Consider the following 15,825-nt stretch of genomic DNA (forward strand, 5'->3'; position numbering starts at 1 on the left):
CGTACGCCGACCGCGACGGAGCGGCCGGCACGGCAGACGCAGCCCCGCGGGACGGGCCCGCGGGCGTAAGGGGTGGACGACGATGAACGAGACGATGGTCTGCGCGGTGGGCAACGTGGCGACCCAGCCGGTGTACCGGGAACTGGCGAACGGCCCGTCGGCCCGGTTCCGGCTCGCGGTGACCTCGCGCTACTGGGACCGCGAGAAGAACACATGGACGGACGGCCACACCAACTTCTTCACGGTGTGGGCCAACCGGCAGCTCGCCACCAACGCCGCGTCGTCCCTCGGGGTGGGCGATCCGGTCGTCGTCCAGGGCCGGCTGAAGGTGCGCACGGATGTGCGCGAGGGGCAGAGCCGGACGTCGGCGGACATCGACGCGGTGGCGATCGGCCACGACCTGGCGCGCGGCACGTCGGCGTTCCGGCGCGCGAACAGGCCCGAGACGACCGCCTCCCCGCCGCGCCCGGAGCCGGACTGGGAGACACCCGCGGCCGACGACGCCAAGGCCCCGGAACCGGAAGTCCGTTTGGAACCGGCGGCGGTGACCTGACGTCTGCCGGCCGCGTACACGGGAGCCGACCGAACTGCGGCTTATCGGCGCATCCATGCCGGACGGTCCCGCATGGATTTGTCGATAAGCCCTGCTCACGGCTGGTCCGGCGATAACGATTCCGAGTCGGATCGGTGATCGGACGGCATCCCCGTGAAGGCTGGTGCCGGAGATCTTTAGGATGCCGAACAGGCCTACCGTGGCTGCTGATTCTGCTGGTGGGACCGTGCCCCCCACACCAACTGGTCCTGCTCGAAGGGGAATTTGGTGCTTGCTTCGTTCTCTGTGCTCTCCGTGACCGGGCGAGGAGCGGCGCGTCTCGCCGCCGCGACGGCGGTGTCCGCGCTGGCCGCCACCGCCGTGGTGACCGGCGCCGGCCGGGCCGCCGCGGACGGGACGGCACCGGGCCAGGGCGGAGCGACGGCGACGATAGGCGGACTGAAGACGTACGGCGCCGCGGTGATACGCGGCGACGCCGGCGACCAGCAGGTCTCGGCCGGCCTGTTCGAGATGTCCGTCGACGGCGGCGGCATGCTGCAGACCTACTGCGTCGACGTCCACAACCCCACCCAGAAGGACGCCAAGTACTACGAGACCCCGTGGAGCGGGACCTCCCTGGGCGTCAACGAGGACGCCGGCCGGATCCGCTGGATCCTGCAGAACTCCTACCCGCAGGTCAACGACCTCGCGGCGCTCGCCAAGAAGGCGGGCGTGCGCGGCGGGCTCACCGAGCAGGACGCGGCGGCCGGCACACAGGTGGCCATCTGGCGCTACTCGGACGACGCCGATGTCGAGGCCGTTGACCCGCAGGCCGAGCGGCTCGCGGACTACCTGGAGAAGAACGCCCGCGACCTGGGCGAGCCCGAGGCGTCGCTCACCCTCGACCCGCCCGCGGTCTCCGGCCGCCCCGGGGAGCCGCTCGGCCCGATCACGGTGCACACCAACGCCGGCGGCGCGACGGTGACACCGCCGGTGGACGCGGCGACGAGCGGCGTACGGATCGTCGACAAGAACGGCAAGCCCGTCACCTCCGCCGCCGACGGCAGCCGCCTCTACTTCGACGTGCCCGAGGACGCCGCGGCCGGTACCGCCGCGCTGACCGTGCAGGCCTCGACGTCCGTGCCGGTCGGACGCGCCTTCGCGTCCGAGAGCCGCAGCCAGACCCAGATCCTGGCCGGCTCCAGCGAGTCGACGGTCTCGGCCACGGCGAGCGCGACGTGGGCGGAAGAGGGCCCGATACCCGCGCTGTCCGTGGCGAAGAACTGCGCCGAGGGCGGCGTGGACATCACGGCGGCCAACAAGGGCGACGAGGCGTTCACGTTCGAACTGATGGGGACGGAGCACACCATCGCGGCCGGCGAGACCCGGACGGTGACGGTGCCGCTCCAGGAGGACCGGTCCTACGACTTCACGATCCGGGGGCCGGGCGGCTTCGAGCAGCGCTTCACCGGCGTCCTCGACTGCCGGACCCGGACCGGCACGACGGGCGGCGAGGTGACCCAGACCCTGACCGAGCCGGGCCCCGCCACGGTGGGCGGCTCGGCGTCGGACGCCAACCTCGCCGAGACCGGCGGCTCGGGTGTCACCCCGCTGATCGGCGGCATCGCCCTGACCCTGCTGGTGCTCGGTGGCACGACGCTGCTGGTGGTCCGCCGGAAGAACGCGGCGCGGAGCTGACCGGCATGACGGACGACGGCGTCCTGCGCCTCGACCGCGCCGGCGCCGAGGACCTCCACGAGGTGCTGTGGCTGGTGGGCGAGCACCTCGCCGCCGGCGCCCCCGTCCCGGCGCCGCCCGCCGGGACCGACGACCGGCTGAGCCGGGTGATCCGCACATCGGGCGACGCACTCGGCAGAGGCGGACCCACCCGACAGCTCCGAGGCCAGGCGAAAGCCCCAGGTCAGAGCGGCCAGGGCAGACGCGTTTCCTCCCAGGGGTGGCGGTACGGCAAGATGGGGTGTATCTGCCCACTGCCAGATTTCAAGCTGCCGGACGGTTTCTCTTGGCTGAGTTCATTTACACCATGCGCAAGGCGCGCAAGGCGCACGGCGACAAGGTGATCCTCGATGACGTCACCCTGAACTTCCTCCCCGGGGCGAAGATCGGCGTCGTCGGCCCGAACGGTGCCGGTAAGTCGACCGTTCTGAAGATCATGGCGGGGCTGGAGCAGCCGTCGAACGGTGACGCGTTCCTCACTCCCGGTTACACCGTGGGCATCCTGCTCCAGGAGCCCCCGCTGAACGAGGACAAGACGGTCCTGGAGAACGTCCAGGAGGGCGTCGCCGAGATCAAGGGCAAGCTCGACCGGTTCAACGAGATCGCCGAGCAGATGGCGACCGACTACACCGACGAGCTGATGGACGAGATGGGCAAGCTGCAGGAGCAGCTCGACCACGCCAACGCCTGGGACCTCGACGCCCAGCTCGAGCAGGCCATGGACGCGCTCGGCTGCCCGCCCGGCGACTGGCCCGTGGCCAACCTCTCCGGCGGTGAGAAGCGCCGCGTCGCGCTCTGCAAGCTGCTGCTGGAGGCGCCCGACCTGCTGCTCCTCGACGAGCCCACCAACCACCTCGACGCCGAGTCGGTGAACTGGCTGGAGCAGCACCTCGCCAAGTACGAGGGCACCGTCGTCGCCGTCACCCACGACCGGTACTTCCTGGACAACGTCGCCGGCTGGATCTGCGAGGTCGACCGCGGCCGGCTGCACGGCTACGAGGGCAACTACTCCAAGTACCTGGAGACCAAGCAGACCCGTCTGAAGGTCGAGGGCCAGAAGGACGCCAAGCGGGCGAAGCGGCTCAAGGACGAGCTGGAGTGGGTGCGGTCCAACGCCAAGGGGCGGCAGGCCAAGTCCAAGGCGCGACTGGCCCGCTACGAGGAGATGGCCGCCGAGGCCGAGAAGATGCGGAAGCTGGACTTCGAGGAGATCCAGATCCCGCCGGGGCCGCGCCTGGGCAACGTCGTCGTCGAGGTGAACAACCTCAGCAAGGCGTTCGGGGACAAGGTCCTCATCGACGATCTGTCGTTCACGCTGCCGCGCAACGGGATCGTCGGCGTCATCGGGCCCAACGGCGCCGGCAAGACCACCCTGTTCAAGATGATCCAGGGGTTCGAGGAGCCGGACTCCGGCACCATCAAGGTCGGCGACACCGTCAAGATCTCCTACGTCGACCAGAGCCGCGAGAACATCGACCCGAAGAAGACGCTGTGGGCCGTCGTGAGTGACGAGCTCGACTACATCAACGTCGGTCAGGTCGAGATGCCCTCGCGGGCCTACGTCTCCGCCTTCGGCTTCAAGGGCCCGGACCAGCAGAAGCCCGCCGGGGTGCTCTCCGGCGGTGAGCGCAACCGCCTCAACCTCGCGCTCACCCTCAAGCAGGGCGGCAACCTGCTGCTCCTCGACGAGCCGACCAACGACCTCGACGTCGAGACGCTCTCCAGCCTGGAGAACGCGCTGCTGGAGTTCCCCGGGTGCGCCGTGGTCGTCTCCCACGACCGGTGGTTCCTGGACCGCGTCGCCACGCACATCCTCGCCTACGAGGGCGACTCCAAGTGGTTCTGGTTCGAGGGCAACTTCGAGTCGTACGAGAAGAACAAGATCGAGCGGCTCGGTCCGGACGCCGCCCGTCCGCACCGCGCCACCTACAAGAAGCTGACCCGGGGCTGATCGATCTTGCGGCACCTCTACCGCTGCCCGCTGCGCTGGGCGGACATGGACGCGTACGGCCACGTCAACAACGTGGTCTTCCTCCGCTACCTGGAGGAGGCCCGTATCGACTTCCTGTTCCGCCCGGACAAGGAGTTCCAGCAGGGATCGGTGGTGGCCCGCCACGAGATCGACTACAAGCGGCAGCTCGTCCACCGGCACACCCCGGTCGACATCGAGCTGTGGGTCACCGAGATCCGGGCCGCCTCCTTCACCCTCTCCTACGAGGTGAAGGACGGCGACCAGGTCTACGTCCGCGCCTCGACCGTCATCGTGCCCTTCGACTTCGAGGCACAGCGGCCCCGGCGGATCACCGCGGAGGAGCGGGAGTTCCTCGAGGAGTACACCGATCCCGCCGAGGACAAGGACAAGAAGGGGACCGAGGAGGAGGCCGTCGCCGCATGACGGTGCTCCATCTCGCCGACGAGGGGGAGGCGGCGGATCTCGCGGCCTTCCTCTCCCGGCTGCTCCACTACGACCGGTCGGCGGCGGTCCGTCTCCAGGCGGCCGGCACCGCGCTCGCCGTCTTCGGCCGGCCGCCGTCCTTCGAGGTGCTGGCCATCCGCGCGGTACGGCTCGCCAAGCCGTACGAGAACGGGCTCGACGTCACCCTCGACGTGACCGTGTCCGCCGGTGAGCTGCTGGAGTCGGTGGACGAGGCGGGCGCCACGGCTGCCGTGCCCGGTGCGGTGACCGGGCCCCCGTGGGCGGGCGTCCTGCCGCCGCGCGGCGGCTGGCGGCCCGAGCCCGGGCTGCCGCCCCTGGACGCCCTGCGCGCCCTGGTGGCCGCCGGCGTCGCCGAGTTCCGCCGCCGGACGCAGGAACTGGCACCGGAGGCACGTACCCGGGCGGAACTCGACCGGATCGGGCGGGACATCTGGTCCCGTACGGTCGGCGGCACCGGGCTGCCGGTGCGGGCCGTGCACGCGGCCCAGTCGCTGGGGTTCCTGCGGCCCGCGGGGCCCGGGAGCACACCCGGGCTGTTCTCCTCGGGCGCCTGGCTGCGGCTGCGGACGCCGTACGGGTCCGTCGCCGTGCGCCGGGCCGGGACCAGCGCGCTGGGCATCAGCGTGAGCTGACCGCCGGGCCGCGCGACGGTCAGTCGCGCTCGGTGTCGTCCGGGCGTACCGCGATGTGGTCCGGCTCCAGTTCCAGCGCCACGCGGTCGCGCATGCCGAGCGCCCTGGTGTACTCGGCGGGCAGCTGGAGGCGGCCCGCGCGGTCCAGCATCGCGTACTCGCGCGCCACCACCGTCTCGTCGCCGGTCGCGGCGTCCACCTCGCTGCGGCGCAGCACCTCCGTCGAGGTCCGGCCGTCGCGGATGGCGACCGTGCGGCGGACCTCGCCGGCCACCGCCTGGTCGTGGGTGACGATCACGACGGTGGTGCCCAGGCGCTCGTTCGCGGTGCGGAAGGCGGCGAAGATCTGCTCCGCCGTGTGCGAGTCGAGTTCGCCGGTGGGTTCGTCGGCGAGCAGTACCGAGGGCTCGTTGGCCAGGGCCACGGCGATCGCCACGCGCTGCTGCTGGCCGCCGGACAGCTGTGCCGGGCGGCGGTCCCGGCAGTCGGCGACGTCCAGCAGCTCCAGCAGCTCCAGGGCGCGGCCGGACGGCCCGGGCCCGGCGGGTGGGCCGGCGGCCCCGGACGCGGCCGGCTCCACCGCGGGAGCCGCTGACCTGCATCGGCAGGACGACGTTCTGGACGGCGGTCAGGTACGGCGGCAGATTGCGGGAGGTCTGCTGCCAGACGGAGCCGACGACCTCGCGACGGTAGGCGAGCCGGTCCTTCGCGGACATCGTCAGCAGGTCGCGGCCGGCGACGCGGGCCGCCCCGGCGGTGGGGGTGTCCAGGCCGGCCAGGATGTTCATCAGCGTCGACTTGCCGCTGCCGGACGCGCCGACCAGGGCCATCAGCTCGCCCCCGCGGACCATCAGGTCCAGACCCTGGAGGGCCTGCACCTCGACGCCGTCCGCACGGAAGACGCGGACCAGCCGGTCGCAGGTGATCAGGGCGTCGTGGCCGTAGGCGGGGCGGTTGCGCGCGGCGGTGGCGCGGTCGGCCAGGTCGGTGAGGCTGGGGCCGGTGAGGGCGGGGTCGGTGGTCATCGGGTCTCCTGGAAGGCGCCCGGGGGTGGGATGAGGATGGCTCGACCGCGCCGGCGGGGTGCCGCCGTCCTGGGCGGGGCGCCGCCCCGGCGGCGTGACGGCCGGCGGCCACCGTGACGGCCCGCGGCTGCGCCGGCCGGGCCGGCTCCGCGGTTCATCGGGCGTCCCCCGCCCGCAGCTCCACCACCGAGCCCCGGCGGTCCGACCACCAGGCCTGGGCTCCGGCGACCCCCACCGACACCGCCAGCACCGTGGCCGCCGGGACCGCCAACGACCACAGGTCCGTGCGCAGTTCGGCCGGTTCACCGGTCGGGGACGCCGTCGCCGCCAGGGCGATCGTCGTCAGGTCGATGCCGGGGGAGAGCAGGCGGACGGTCGCCCAGCCGGTCAGGGCACCGCCCGCGGCGGCCAGGAAGGCCTGCGGGAGGGACTCCAGGACCAGCAGGCGGCGGCCCTGGGCGCGGGTCAGGCCCATGGTGCGCAGGCGGGCCAGCAGGGCGGTGCGTTCCGGGGCGGCGCGCAGGAAGGACAGCAGCAGGGCGAGGACGGCGTAACCGGCGCCGGCCGCCACCGCCATCGCGTAGACCCGCTCGGCGCCGGACTGGAGCGGCGAGTCGACGTACCGGGCGCGCTCCTCCGTCCGCAGCCGCACGGACGCCGCATCGTCCGTCGTCCGGCGCAGCGCCCCGGCGTCCAGGCGCGCACCGGACAGCAGCAGCACGGTCGGGCGGGCCGCCCCGGCCGACAGTCCCGCGCGGTCCACGACCAGGAACTCGGTACCGGCACGGCCGGGGTGCGGTCCCGGACCAGGACGATCCGGACGCTGACCGTCGTGCCGTCGTCCCAGCGCACCGGGAAGGGACCGGTGCCGTAGCGCTCCGCGACCTCGCGGGAGGCGAGCGCCGGGAGCGGGGCCTCCCCCTCGTTCCCGGGACGCGTCAACTCGCCCGCGTCGAAGGGGCCCAGACCCGACCGTGCCGACAGTTCGGCATAGGTGCCGGGGTCCACGCCCGCCACCGGTACCGGCTGCCGGCCGTCCTGGAGCTTGGCCTGCTGGGCGAGGCTCGCCGCGGCCAGCGCCTCGACGCCGGGCGCCTCGCGCAGCCGGCCGGGCAGGCCGGAGGGCAGCGGCCCGGCCGCCTCCACCCGGGCGTCGGCGCCGAGGGCGAGCAGCGCCGCCCGCTCCCGGGCGTCGTCCACGCCGGCCAGCACCGAGCCGCCGAAGGCCGCCGTGGTGAGTGCCGTCAGCAGCGCCAGCAGGGGCAGCGCCGCCGATGTGGAGGTGCGGCCCGCGCGGGCCAGCGACAGGTGGGCCGCCGCGCCGCGCCGCGCAGCCGGACGGCCGGGCGGGCCAGCCGGCGCAGCGGCAATGGGTGGAGACGCGCCAGCACCAGCGCCGCGACCGCGCCCACCAGTACCGGTGCCAGTGGCACCAGGTCGCCCGCGGTGCCGGACGCGCCGCGCCTGCGCAGCAGTTCGACCGCGCCGAGGGCCAGGGCCACCAGCGTCAGTTCCGCGACCGTCCGGCGCCGGGACGGACGTACCGCCGCCACGTCCTGCCGGCCGCCGTGCATCCGGACCGCTCGGTGCGCGACGGCGGCCCGTACCGGCAGCGCGGCACAGGCCAGGACGGTGACCGCGGCGGCGGCCCACACCGCGGGGCGAGCCGGGCGCCGGGCAGGGCGACGGCCAGGCCGAGGGCGCCCGCGGGCAGCGCCGTGGCCGCGGCCTCCGCCAGCAGCCTGTCCGCCACGCCGGCCAGGGACGCGCCGCGGGCGCGCAGCAGGGCCAGTTCGGTGCGGCGCCGGTCGGAGGCGAGACCGCCCGTCATCAGCAGGACGACGGCGGCGACGGTGCCGGTGCCGGCCGCGGCGACCGCGACCAGCGGGCCGATGCCGGCACGCAGACGCTCGTAGGAGCCGAGCACTTGGTCGAGGCCGGTGCCGACGTCGGTGTACGGGTCGATGGCCGAGCGCATCTCCCGCACGCCCGGCCCGGACTCCGGCGCGGCCACGGACGCCTTGAGCCGGTCGAGATCGCGGCCGTGCAGCGCGTCGCCGTCCGGGACCAGGTGCCAGTCGCGCTGGGCGCTTCCGGCGGTGCCCAGCAGCACCGGTGCGGCCTCGGGGGCGAGCAGCAGGGCGCCGAGCCAGTACTTCGGGGCGTCCGGGCCCTCGGTGCCGGGGACGCGCACCAGAGACGGGGTGCGCAGTACGGGTTCGGTCGACCAGTAGGCGCCGTCGGGTTCGCGCGGGTCGAGGATGTCGGTGACCCGGACGGCGAGCGGTGCCTCCGTGGCGGGGACGTGCAGGACGGAACCCACCTCGATGCGCAGGGTCTTCGCCGTCTCAGCGGTGACCGCGGCCTCGACGGCGCCGGTCGTGGCGGTGACCGGGCCGTCGGCCACCCGGGGCAGGCGGCCGGAGCGCAGCCGGGCGTGGTCGCCGAGGCCGTGCGGGGCGGCGAGGACCATCTGCGCGGGCAGCCCGTTGGGCCGGGGCAGCCAGGGCTCCGGCACCGGCAGGCCCTCGACGGTGCGCACCCCGTACGTCGATCGTGACCGGTCGACGACGAGCGGGCCAGGCACGGCGCCGACGACGGCGCGGTAGTGGTCGCCGAGCACCTCCGGGGTCAGCTCGTGCTCCCGCTCGCGGGCCGCGAGTCCGAGGCCGGGCTCCGGCGCGGTCACCAGCACGCTGGTCCGGTCGGGATGGGACCGGGCGACGGCCCGGCTCAGCCCCGCGTCCTCGTACCGCTCCAGCGCCCGCGGGAACGCGGCGGCCAGACACGCGGTCAGCGCGACCAGCAGCGCCAGCGCCACCGCGGCACCGGGGGCGGCCCGCAGCCGCGTACGCACCCAGGGCACGGCCGCCCGCTTCACCGGCCTTCACCTCCTTGCCCGGTGCCGTGCGGCGCGGTGGGTTTCCGCGGCACGTGCGGCGTGGCGGTTCTGTGCGGCTCCTGTGGCGCGGTGGTTCTGCGCGGCTCGTGCGGCCTGCTGGTTGGGTGCCGTTCGTGTCGCACGTGCCGTTCGTGCGGCGTCGGCGTCGGCGTCGGCGTCGGCGTCGGCGTCGGCGGAGTGGGCCCCGATGGTGTGGTGGCGTGCGTCATCCCGTCTCGCCTCCCTGCTCGCGGAGCGTCGCCGCCGGGTCGGTGCGGCGGACCGACAGGGCCGCCGTGACCAGCAGCGGGGCGAGGGCCACGGCCGCCAGGAGTACGGCGACCCGCCCCGGCGGCAGGACAACGTGCACGTCGGGGACCGGCCGGGTGGCCTGCGAGGTCAGGACGATCAGCGGGACCACCGCCCGGGTCAGCACCGCCCCCAGGGCGGCGCCCACCAGCAGGGCCAGGCCGACCAGCAAGCCCTGCTCGACGGCGACCGCACGGGCCAGCCGGCCGCGCGGGGCGCCCAGCGCGCGCAGCACCGCGAACTCGGCGCCGCGCTCCCGGAGGGACCCGGCCACGCTCACCGTGAAACCGACCGCGGCCAGCAGCGCCGCCACCACGGCCGCCGCAGCGAACGCCGCCTCGCTGCCCGCGCCGAACGGGTCGTCCCGCAGCCGTTCCGCCAGCTCGTCACGCACCACGACCTGTGTCGGCTCCACGTCCGGGAAGGCCCGTAGGACCGCCGCGACCTCGTCGGCCCGGCCCGGCGCCGGCCTCAGCCACCACTCGGTGGGTGTGATGGCCGTGCCATGGCGCTGCTGCAGGACTCGGTTCACGGACCGCAGATCGACGAGCACAGCCCCGCCGTCCTGTGCCGATGATGTCTCCGGCGCCGTGGTCGGCAGCTCTCGTACCGCCCGCGCGATGCGCACCGGCACGTCGTGGCCCCCCAAAGCCACCTCGATGCGCTGACCGACGCGGGCGCCGGTCGAGGCGAGGAAGCGGTCGGTGGCGACGGCCGCGACCGTGGCAGGCACGGGCCGGGCGATCCACAGCCGTACGGTGAGTTCCGACGGGTCCAAGGCTCTCCCGGCCGGGGTGCGTCCGGTGTCGTACTCGGTTGACGGCGGCGTGGACGACCGCAGGGGCAGTTCGGTGGGAGCCGTCTGCACGCCCGCTCCCGCGTCCGGCGCGTCCCTGTGCCCGGCCGCCGTCCACGCGTCGGGCAGCTCCAGCCGCCGTACCGTCCCGTCGGCGGCCGTGGCCGTCATCCCGGCCACGGTGAGGCGGTGCCGTTCGGCGCGGCCCGGCGGCTGGACCATGACCAGCTCCACGCCGGTCAGGGTCAGCGGTCCGGCGGTCACGCCGACGGCCAGGGTGCGGGCGCGGCCGTCGGCGGCCAGCTCGCCGGCGGGCAGTCGGTACGGGGTGCCGTAGCGGTCCTCGACGGTGACCGTCAGGTCCGCCGTCATGGCGGAGCCGGGGTCCGAGCTGCGCAGGGTCGCCGTCAGACCCAGCCGCGCGGTCCCCGCGGGCACCCGCACGCCCGCCGCCGCGCCCTCGGCGGCCATCCCGGCCAGCAGCGGACGTACCGGCCCGTCGGCCAGGTCGGGGCGGATCAGCACCGCGTCCGCCGCCCGCGAGGTGTCCAGCGCCAGCACCGTCGCCGTCCGGTCGCCGGACAGCGTCAGCTCGGAGCGGACCGCCGGGGCGATCTCCCGGACGCCCGGCACGGCCGCGTACGTCTCGGTACTGCCCAGCTCCGCCTGCCCGGCGGAGAGCATCCGCACCGGCGCCCCGGCGCGGAAGTCGGCCTGGTCGTCCTGCGAGCGGTCCCAGGACGCCCCCTGCCCGACGGCCAGCATGCCCAGCGCCACGGCGAGCACCAGCAGCAGCACCGGACCGGTCCCGCGCATCGGGCGGCGGCTCAGCTGCCAGCCCGCCAGCGCCGCGGTCAGCCCGCGCCCGCCGGCCGCCCGGCGCTCGGCCGGCGGGCCACCGGCGGCAGCAGCCGCAGCGTCAGCACGGTGCCCGCCAGCAGCGCCAGCGCGGGCGCCGCGACGAGCAGCGGGTCGACGCCGAGAGGGCCGCCGCCCGAGCCGCCCGCCCGGCCGTCCGCCGCCGCGCCGGAGGTCTGCCGGTCCAACTGCCAGTAGGCGACGCCCGCCACCAACAGCAGCCCGGCATCGGCGCCCGCGCGCAGCGGTGCGGGCAGCGGCCGGGCCCGGCCCCCGGCCGCCTGCGACGAGGTCAGCGCCGGCAGTGTCACCGCCACCGCGCAGCCGACCGCCGCGAGCGCCGTCACCAGCCACACCTCCGCGCTGCCGCCGTCCGGCACCTCCCAGCGCAGCCCGATCCGGTCCAGCGGCCCCCCACCCGGCCAGCAGCCGGGTCAGCGGTCCGGCCAGCAGCGGCGCGCAGACCACCGCGGGCACGGCCAGCAGCAGCGCCTCCAGCGCGGACGTGCCCGCGAGCCGGACCCGGGAGGCACCGCGCGCCCGCAACAGCCGCAGCTCGCCCGCGCGTTCGGCGCTCAGCAGCCGGGCCACCAGCAGCAGCGCAGCCCGCCAGCAGGACCAGCTGGACGGCGATGACCAGGACGGTGGAACGCGAGACCACCAGCGAACGGCCGAGGCGGTCGAGGACCTCGGGCAGCCCGGTGGCCGCGGTGGCCGCGCCGCTGAGCACCGGCCGGTCGCGCAGCCACGCCGTGCCCTCCCGGCCGACGCGCGCAGTGCCGCCGTCCGCCCGGCCGTCAGCGACGCGTAGTCGGCCGAGGCCAGCCACCCGGACGTCCCGGTGCTCACCGCACCGCCGGTCACCACGCCGGGCGCGGCCAGCAGCGGCCCGTACGTCGTGAAGCCGCCCTGCCCGACGCCGCGCCCCTCCAGGTCTTCCAGCCGCCAGTACGCCGCCGTGGCCTCGGCGGGCCGGTACGGGCCGGTGACCGTCACGGGCACCGCCGGGCCGTCGAGCCGGTCGGTGAGGGTGAGGCGGGCGCCGGGGCGCAGGCCCAGCCGCTCGGCGGCGCCGGCGGGGAGGGCCACCTCGACCGGGCCGTCCGGCCGCCCGCGCGGCATCCGCCCCTCGGTCAGGCGCACCTGTCCGGCGTCCAGCTCCGCGAAGAACGTCAGGTCGGGTTCGCCGGACGGTTCGGCGGTGCTGCGGTGCTGCGGGGCCGCGGCCCGGCGGGGAGCGCGTACGGGCCCGACCGCTTGAGGGTCCGCACCGTCACCGGCAGCCCGCCGAAGATCCGCTCGGCGCCCTCCCGTACGGCGGCGTCGGCCTCCTCGCGCCGGTCCTCCGGTACGTCCGCCTTGACGATCAGCGCGGCGTCGGCGGCGCCCCGCGGGCCGGCCAGCGCGTGCCGCAGGGCCGCGTCGCCGACGGTGCCGGTGTACGCGGTGAGAGTGGCCAGTACGGCCGTGGTCAGCAGGACGGTGAGCAGGGCGGCGGCGAAGCAGCAGCCGGTGCGCGCGGGCGCGCAGCAGCACGAACCCCGCCGGCCCCCGAACCCCGTCAGCCCGGCCCCCGCCGCTGTCGTACAGGCTTCCGGTGATGTTGTCAGAGGCGACGGGCGCGGGGTAAGCGCTTGAGGCGCGGACTTGACCGGATCGTGACCGGAATGCGGCGACGGCGACCGGAATCCGCGCGTCAGGTGGAGGTCTGTGCCGACCGGGCCGTCAGTCCGGGGTGTTCACCATCGAGGCGGCCGCGTACGTCATGTAGTTCCACAGCGTCCGCTCGTGCTCCTCGGACAGGCCCAGCTCGTCGACGGCCGCCCGCATGTGCTTCAGCCAGGCGTCGTGCGCGGCCCGGTCGACGGTGAAGGGGGCGTGGCGCATGCGCAGCCGGGGGTGGCCGCGGTTGTCGCTGTACGTCGTCGGGCCGCCCCAGTACTGGATCAGGAACAGCGTCAGCCGCTCCTCGGCCGGGCCCAGGTCCTCCTCGGGGTACATGGGCCGCAGCAGCGGATCCTCGGCCACGCCCTGGTAGAAGCGGTGGACGAGCCGGCGGAAGGTCTCCTCCCCGCCGACCTGCTCGTAGAAGGTCTGCTCCTGAAGCGTGCCGCGCCGAATCTCGGTCACGTGTGTGCCTCGCCAATCTCGTGCCGGTCCGCCCCGAGGCTGTTCGGCCGGGGGTCCGGGGGCGGTCCCCCCGGAATTGCAGTACGTGCTCCATGGTCTCAGACGGCCCGGCATAGGACTCAAGGCTTAGGCCCCCCTACTGTGGAGGTATGGGCGGGCACGCGCCGGATGCAGAGCCGGACCGTCTCGCCGCCTCCGCGCGGGCGGCGCTGGTGCGGGAGATCGAGCTGAGCGGGGCCTGGGCGGACGACCCGGTGTGGCGGGCGGCGTTCGAGGCGGTCCCGCGGCACCTCTTCGTGCCGTACTACTACGTGGGCGTCGCCGGCGGCTACGAACGCCGCTGGGCCGAGCACCCCGACCCGGCTGCGCGCGAGCGCTGGCTGCGCGGCGCCTACGCGGACACCCCGCTGGCCACAAGGCTGCGCGACGGGGAACTGCTGTCCTCCAGCAGCCAGCCCTCGCTGATGGCGATGATGCTGGCCGCGCTGGAGGTGCGGGACGGCGACACGGTCCTGGAGATCGGTACCGGCACCGGTTACAACGCGGCCCTGCTCGCCCACCGGCTAGGCACCGGCGACCTGGTCACCACCGTCGACCTGGACCCGGAGATCACCGAGTCCGCCCGCCGGCACCTGGACACCGCCGGGTACCACCCGGCCGTCGTCACCGGCGACGGGGCGCGCGGTGTTCCCGAACGCGCTCCCTACGACCGGATCATCGCCACCTGTGCGCTCTCCTCCGTACCGCGCGCCTGGCTCGCCCAGTGCCGTCCCGGCGGCCGGATCCTCACGCCGTTCGCCACCGGCCTGCTCGCGCTCGACGTACGGGACGCCGAGCACGCCGAGGGGCGCTTCCTGCACACACCGGCCTACTTCGTGCCGCTGCGCGGCGCCGAGCGGAGCCGGCCGGAGGCGCCGGGTCTGGGCGGGGTGCCGCGCCGGGCGCGGGAGGACGACCTGTTCCGGTTCCTGCTCGCGCTGACCCGCGGCAGCCTCGATCCGCAGGAGGCGTACGCACTGTGGGTGCGCGAGTGCGCACCCCGGCGCGAGCGCTACGGCGTCACCGTCGGCGGCGACCGCGCGTGGGCGTGGCTGGACGACCCGGAGGGGCCGTACGTGTGGCCCCTCCCCGACGCCCCGCCGCGCGGCTGAGCGGGGTCAGCCCCGGCGGATCGTGATCGTCGTCCAGGCGCCGACGTGCACCCGGTCGCCGTCCTGGAGCGGGACCGGCACGAAGGGCTGGATCGGCTCCTCCGCGCCGTTGACCGTGGTGCCGTTGGTCGAGTTCTGGTCGACGATCGCCCAGCCGCCGTCCGGCTGCTGCACCAGCACCGCGTGCTGGTGCGAGACGCCCGGGTCCTCCGGCGGCACCGACAGGTCGATGTCGGGGGTGTCGCCGGTGGAGTGGCGGCGGCGTCCGATGGTGATCTGGTTGCCGGTGAGCGTGCGCTGCTGCTCGGGCGAGTAGGCCGGCAGGTTCAGGCCCGCGGCCTCCGGGCCGGAGCGCTGCATCATCGCCATGAAGTACTCGCGGTCCGGGCCGATCGTCGCCGTCCAGGTCACCTGCTGATGCTGCGGGGGCGACTGATGCTGCTGCGGCGGCTGCGGGAAGCCCGGGCCGGGCGGCGGCGGGGGCGGCGGGGCCTGGGTGGCGCCGGGCTGCGGGTAACCGTAGCCACCGCCCCGACCAGCGCCGTTCGGGCCGCCGGGGCCGCCGGGGCCGCCTCCGGGCCCGGTCGACGGCGGGGGGAGCAGCCAGTCGTCGTCACCGCCGCCGAAGGAGGGACCGCCCGGCTGCGGCCGGCCGGTCTCCTGCGGGAAGGCGGGCGGGGCCGGCGGGCCGGACTGCTGGAACCCCTGCGGGGCGCCTCCCGGTCCACCGGGCCTGTTCTGCCCGTCACCCTGGCCGTGGCCGTGGCTGCCGTGGCCGCCGTGGCCGCCGTGGCCGCCGGGGCCACCAGGACCGCCGGGGCCCCCGGGACCACCAGGGCCGGGCGGCGGGGGGACCGGGCGGGACGGGTCGCCGCCGAAACCGGGCGGGCCCGGCGGGATCGGCTCGGCGGGGCGGTTCATCTGCGACGGGCGGGAACTCTGGTAGTCGTAGCCGCCCTCACCGCCGTACGACGGCCCGGGGCCGGGCGGCGGCTGCTGGAAGCGGCCGGCCGGGTCGGGCGCCGGCGGGCGCGGCGCGGCCGGGGTGTACGAGGTGGCGGTGTTCGTCAGGAAGTTCCACCGGCACTCCTCGCAGAAGGGCGCGCCGCCCTCCCGGGGCGTACGGCACTGCGGGCACAGCTCCGGCTCGGCGCCGGGGCCGCCGCGGCCGGCCGGGCCCCCGGGCCCAGCTCCGGGGCCGCCGGGCGGCGGGAAGCCGTAGCCGCCGGCCGGGGGTGGCGGCGGGGGCGGCGGCACGGCACCGGCCATGCGGTGACCGCAGACCTCGCACCAGTCGTCGGAACCCGACTGGTGTCCGTTCGGGCAGGTCGGCATGT

At 75.3% G+C, this 15,825-nt stretch carries 11 protein-coding genes and 2 pseudogenes; 7 read left to right on the forward strand and 6 right to left on the reverse strand.

The window, feature by feature from the left end:
* Window positions 1-82: 82 nt before the first annotated feature.
* The 5 genes from ACLGIH_RS22445 to ACLGIH_RS22465 all read left to right on the forward strand — a co-directional run bounded on the left by ACLGIH_RS22445 (window position 83) and on the right by ACLGIH_RS22465 (window position 5,338).
* Window positions 83-553, forward strand: coding sequence for a single-stranded DNA-binding protein (locus ACLGIH_RS22445; protein ID WP_416527060.1), 471 nt, complete (start codon window positions 83-85; stop codon window positions 551-553).
* 267 nt (window positions 554-820) lie between these two features.
* Window positions 821-2,230, forward strand: a complete 1,410-nt coding sequence (locus ACLGIH_RS22450; RefSeq protein WP_416527061.1) for a Cys-Gln thioester bond-forming surface protein — start codon at window positions 821-823, stop codon at window positions 2,228-2,230.
* 325 nt (window positions 2,231-2,555) lie between these two features.
* A complete protein-coding gene (gene ettA, locus ACLGIH_RS22455; protein WP_416527062.1) occupies window positions 2,556-4,220 on the forward strand; it encodes an energy-dependent translational throttle protein EttA in 1,665 nt (554 codons plus the stop codon).
* Window positions 4,221-4,226: 6 nt separating this feature from the next.
* On the forward strand, window positions 4,227-4,664 hold the full coding sequence (locus ACLGIH_RS22460) for an acyl-CoA thioesterase (RefSeq protein ID WP_416527063.1): 438 nt from the start codon (window positions 4,227-4,229) through the stop codon (window positions 4,662-4,664).
* On the forward strand, window positions 4,661-5,338 hold the full coding sequence (locus ACLGIH_RS22465; protein WP_416527064.1) for a DUF8185 domain-containing protein: 678 nt from the start codon (window positions 4,661-4,663) through the stop codon (window positions 5,336-5,338). The genes ACLGIH_RS22460 and ACLGIH_RS22465 overlap by 4 nt, the downstream gene beginning before the upstream one ends.
* Before the next feature lie 19 nt (window positions 5,339-5,357).
* Here the strand turns inward: ACLGIH_RS22465 and ACLGIH_RS22470 are convergent.
* The 4 genes and pseudogenes from ACLGIH_RS22470 to ACLGIH_RS22485 all read right to left on the reverse strand — a co-directional run bounded on the left by ACLGIH_RS22470 (window position 5,358) and on the right by ACLGIH_RS22485 (window position 11,554).
* Window positions 5,358-6,363, reverse strand: a pseudogene (locus ACLGIH_RS22470) (ABC transporter ATP-binding protein).
* A gap of 154 nt (window positions 6,364-6,517) precedes the next feature.
* Window positions 6,518-9,244, reverse strand: a pseudogene (locus tag ACLGIH_RS22475) (FtsX-like permease family protein).
* 226 nt (window positions 9,245-9,470) lie between these two features.
* A complete protein-coding gene (locus ACLGIH_RS22480; RefSeq protein WP_416527065.1) occupies window positions 9,471-11,165 on the reverse strand; it encodes an FtsX-like permease family protein in 1,695 nt (564 codons plus the stop codon).
* A 38-nt stretch (window positions 11,166-11,203) separates the two neighbouring features.
* Window positions 11,204-11,554: a hypothetical protein gene (locus ACLGIH_RS22485; RefSeq protein ID WP_416527066.1), complete on the reverse strand. Its 351-nt coding sequence runs from the start codon at window positions 11,552-11,554 to the stop codon at window positions 11,204-11,206.
* A 158-nt stretch (window positions 11,555-11,712) separates the two neighbouring features.
* Between ACLGIH_RS22485 and ACLGIH_RS22490 the strand changes: the two genes are divergently transcribed.
* Complete coding sequence (locus ACLGIH_RS22490; RefSeq protein WP_416527067.1) at window positions 11,713-12,018, forward strand: hypothetical protein; 306 nt, start codon at window positions 11,713-11,715, stop codon at window positions 12,016-12,018.
* Between the two features lie 914 nt (window positions 12,019-12,932).
* Here ACLGIH_RS22490 and ACLGIH_RS22495 read toward each other — a convergent pair.
* Window positions 12,933-13,337: a globin gene (locus tag ACLGIH_RS22495; RefSeq protein ID WP_416527068.1), complete on the reverse strand. Its 405-nt coding sequence runs from the start codon at window positions 13,335-13,337 to the stop codon at window positions 12,933-12,935.
* A 149-nt stretch (window positions 13,338-13,486) separates the two neighbouring features.
* Here ACLGIH_RS22495 and ACLGIH_RS22500 point away from each other — a divergent pair, with 149 nt between their 5' ends.
* Window positions 13,487-14,488, forward strand: coding sequence for a methyltransferase domain-containing protein (locus ACLGIH_RS22500; RefSeq protein ID WP_416527069.1), 1,002 nt, complete (start codon window positions 13,487-13,489; stop codon window positions 14,486-14,488).
* A gap of 6 nt (window positions 14,489-14,494) precedes the next feature.
* On the opposite strand, the gene ACLGIH_RS22505 is transcribed toward ACLGIH_RS22500, so the two are convergent.
* The gene (locus tag ACLGIH_RS22505; protein ID WP_416527070.1) at window positions 14,495-15,823 is read right to left on the reverse strand and encodes an FHA domain-containing protein; all 1,329 of its coding nucleotides are present in this window, start codon (window positions 15,821-15,823) and stop codon (window positions 14,495-14,497) included.
* Between the last annotated feature and the right edge of the window lie 2 nt (window positions 15,824-15,825).

Origin of the sequence: Streptomyces hamibioticus (assembly GCF_047946815.1) — a bacterium.
Classification (GTDB): domain Bacteria; phylum Actinomycetota; class Actinomycetes; order Streptomycetales; family Streptomycetaceae; genus Streptomyces.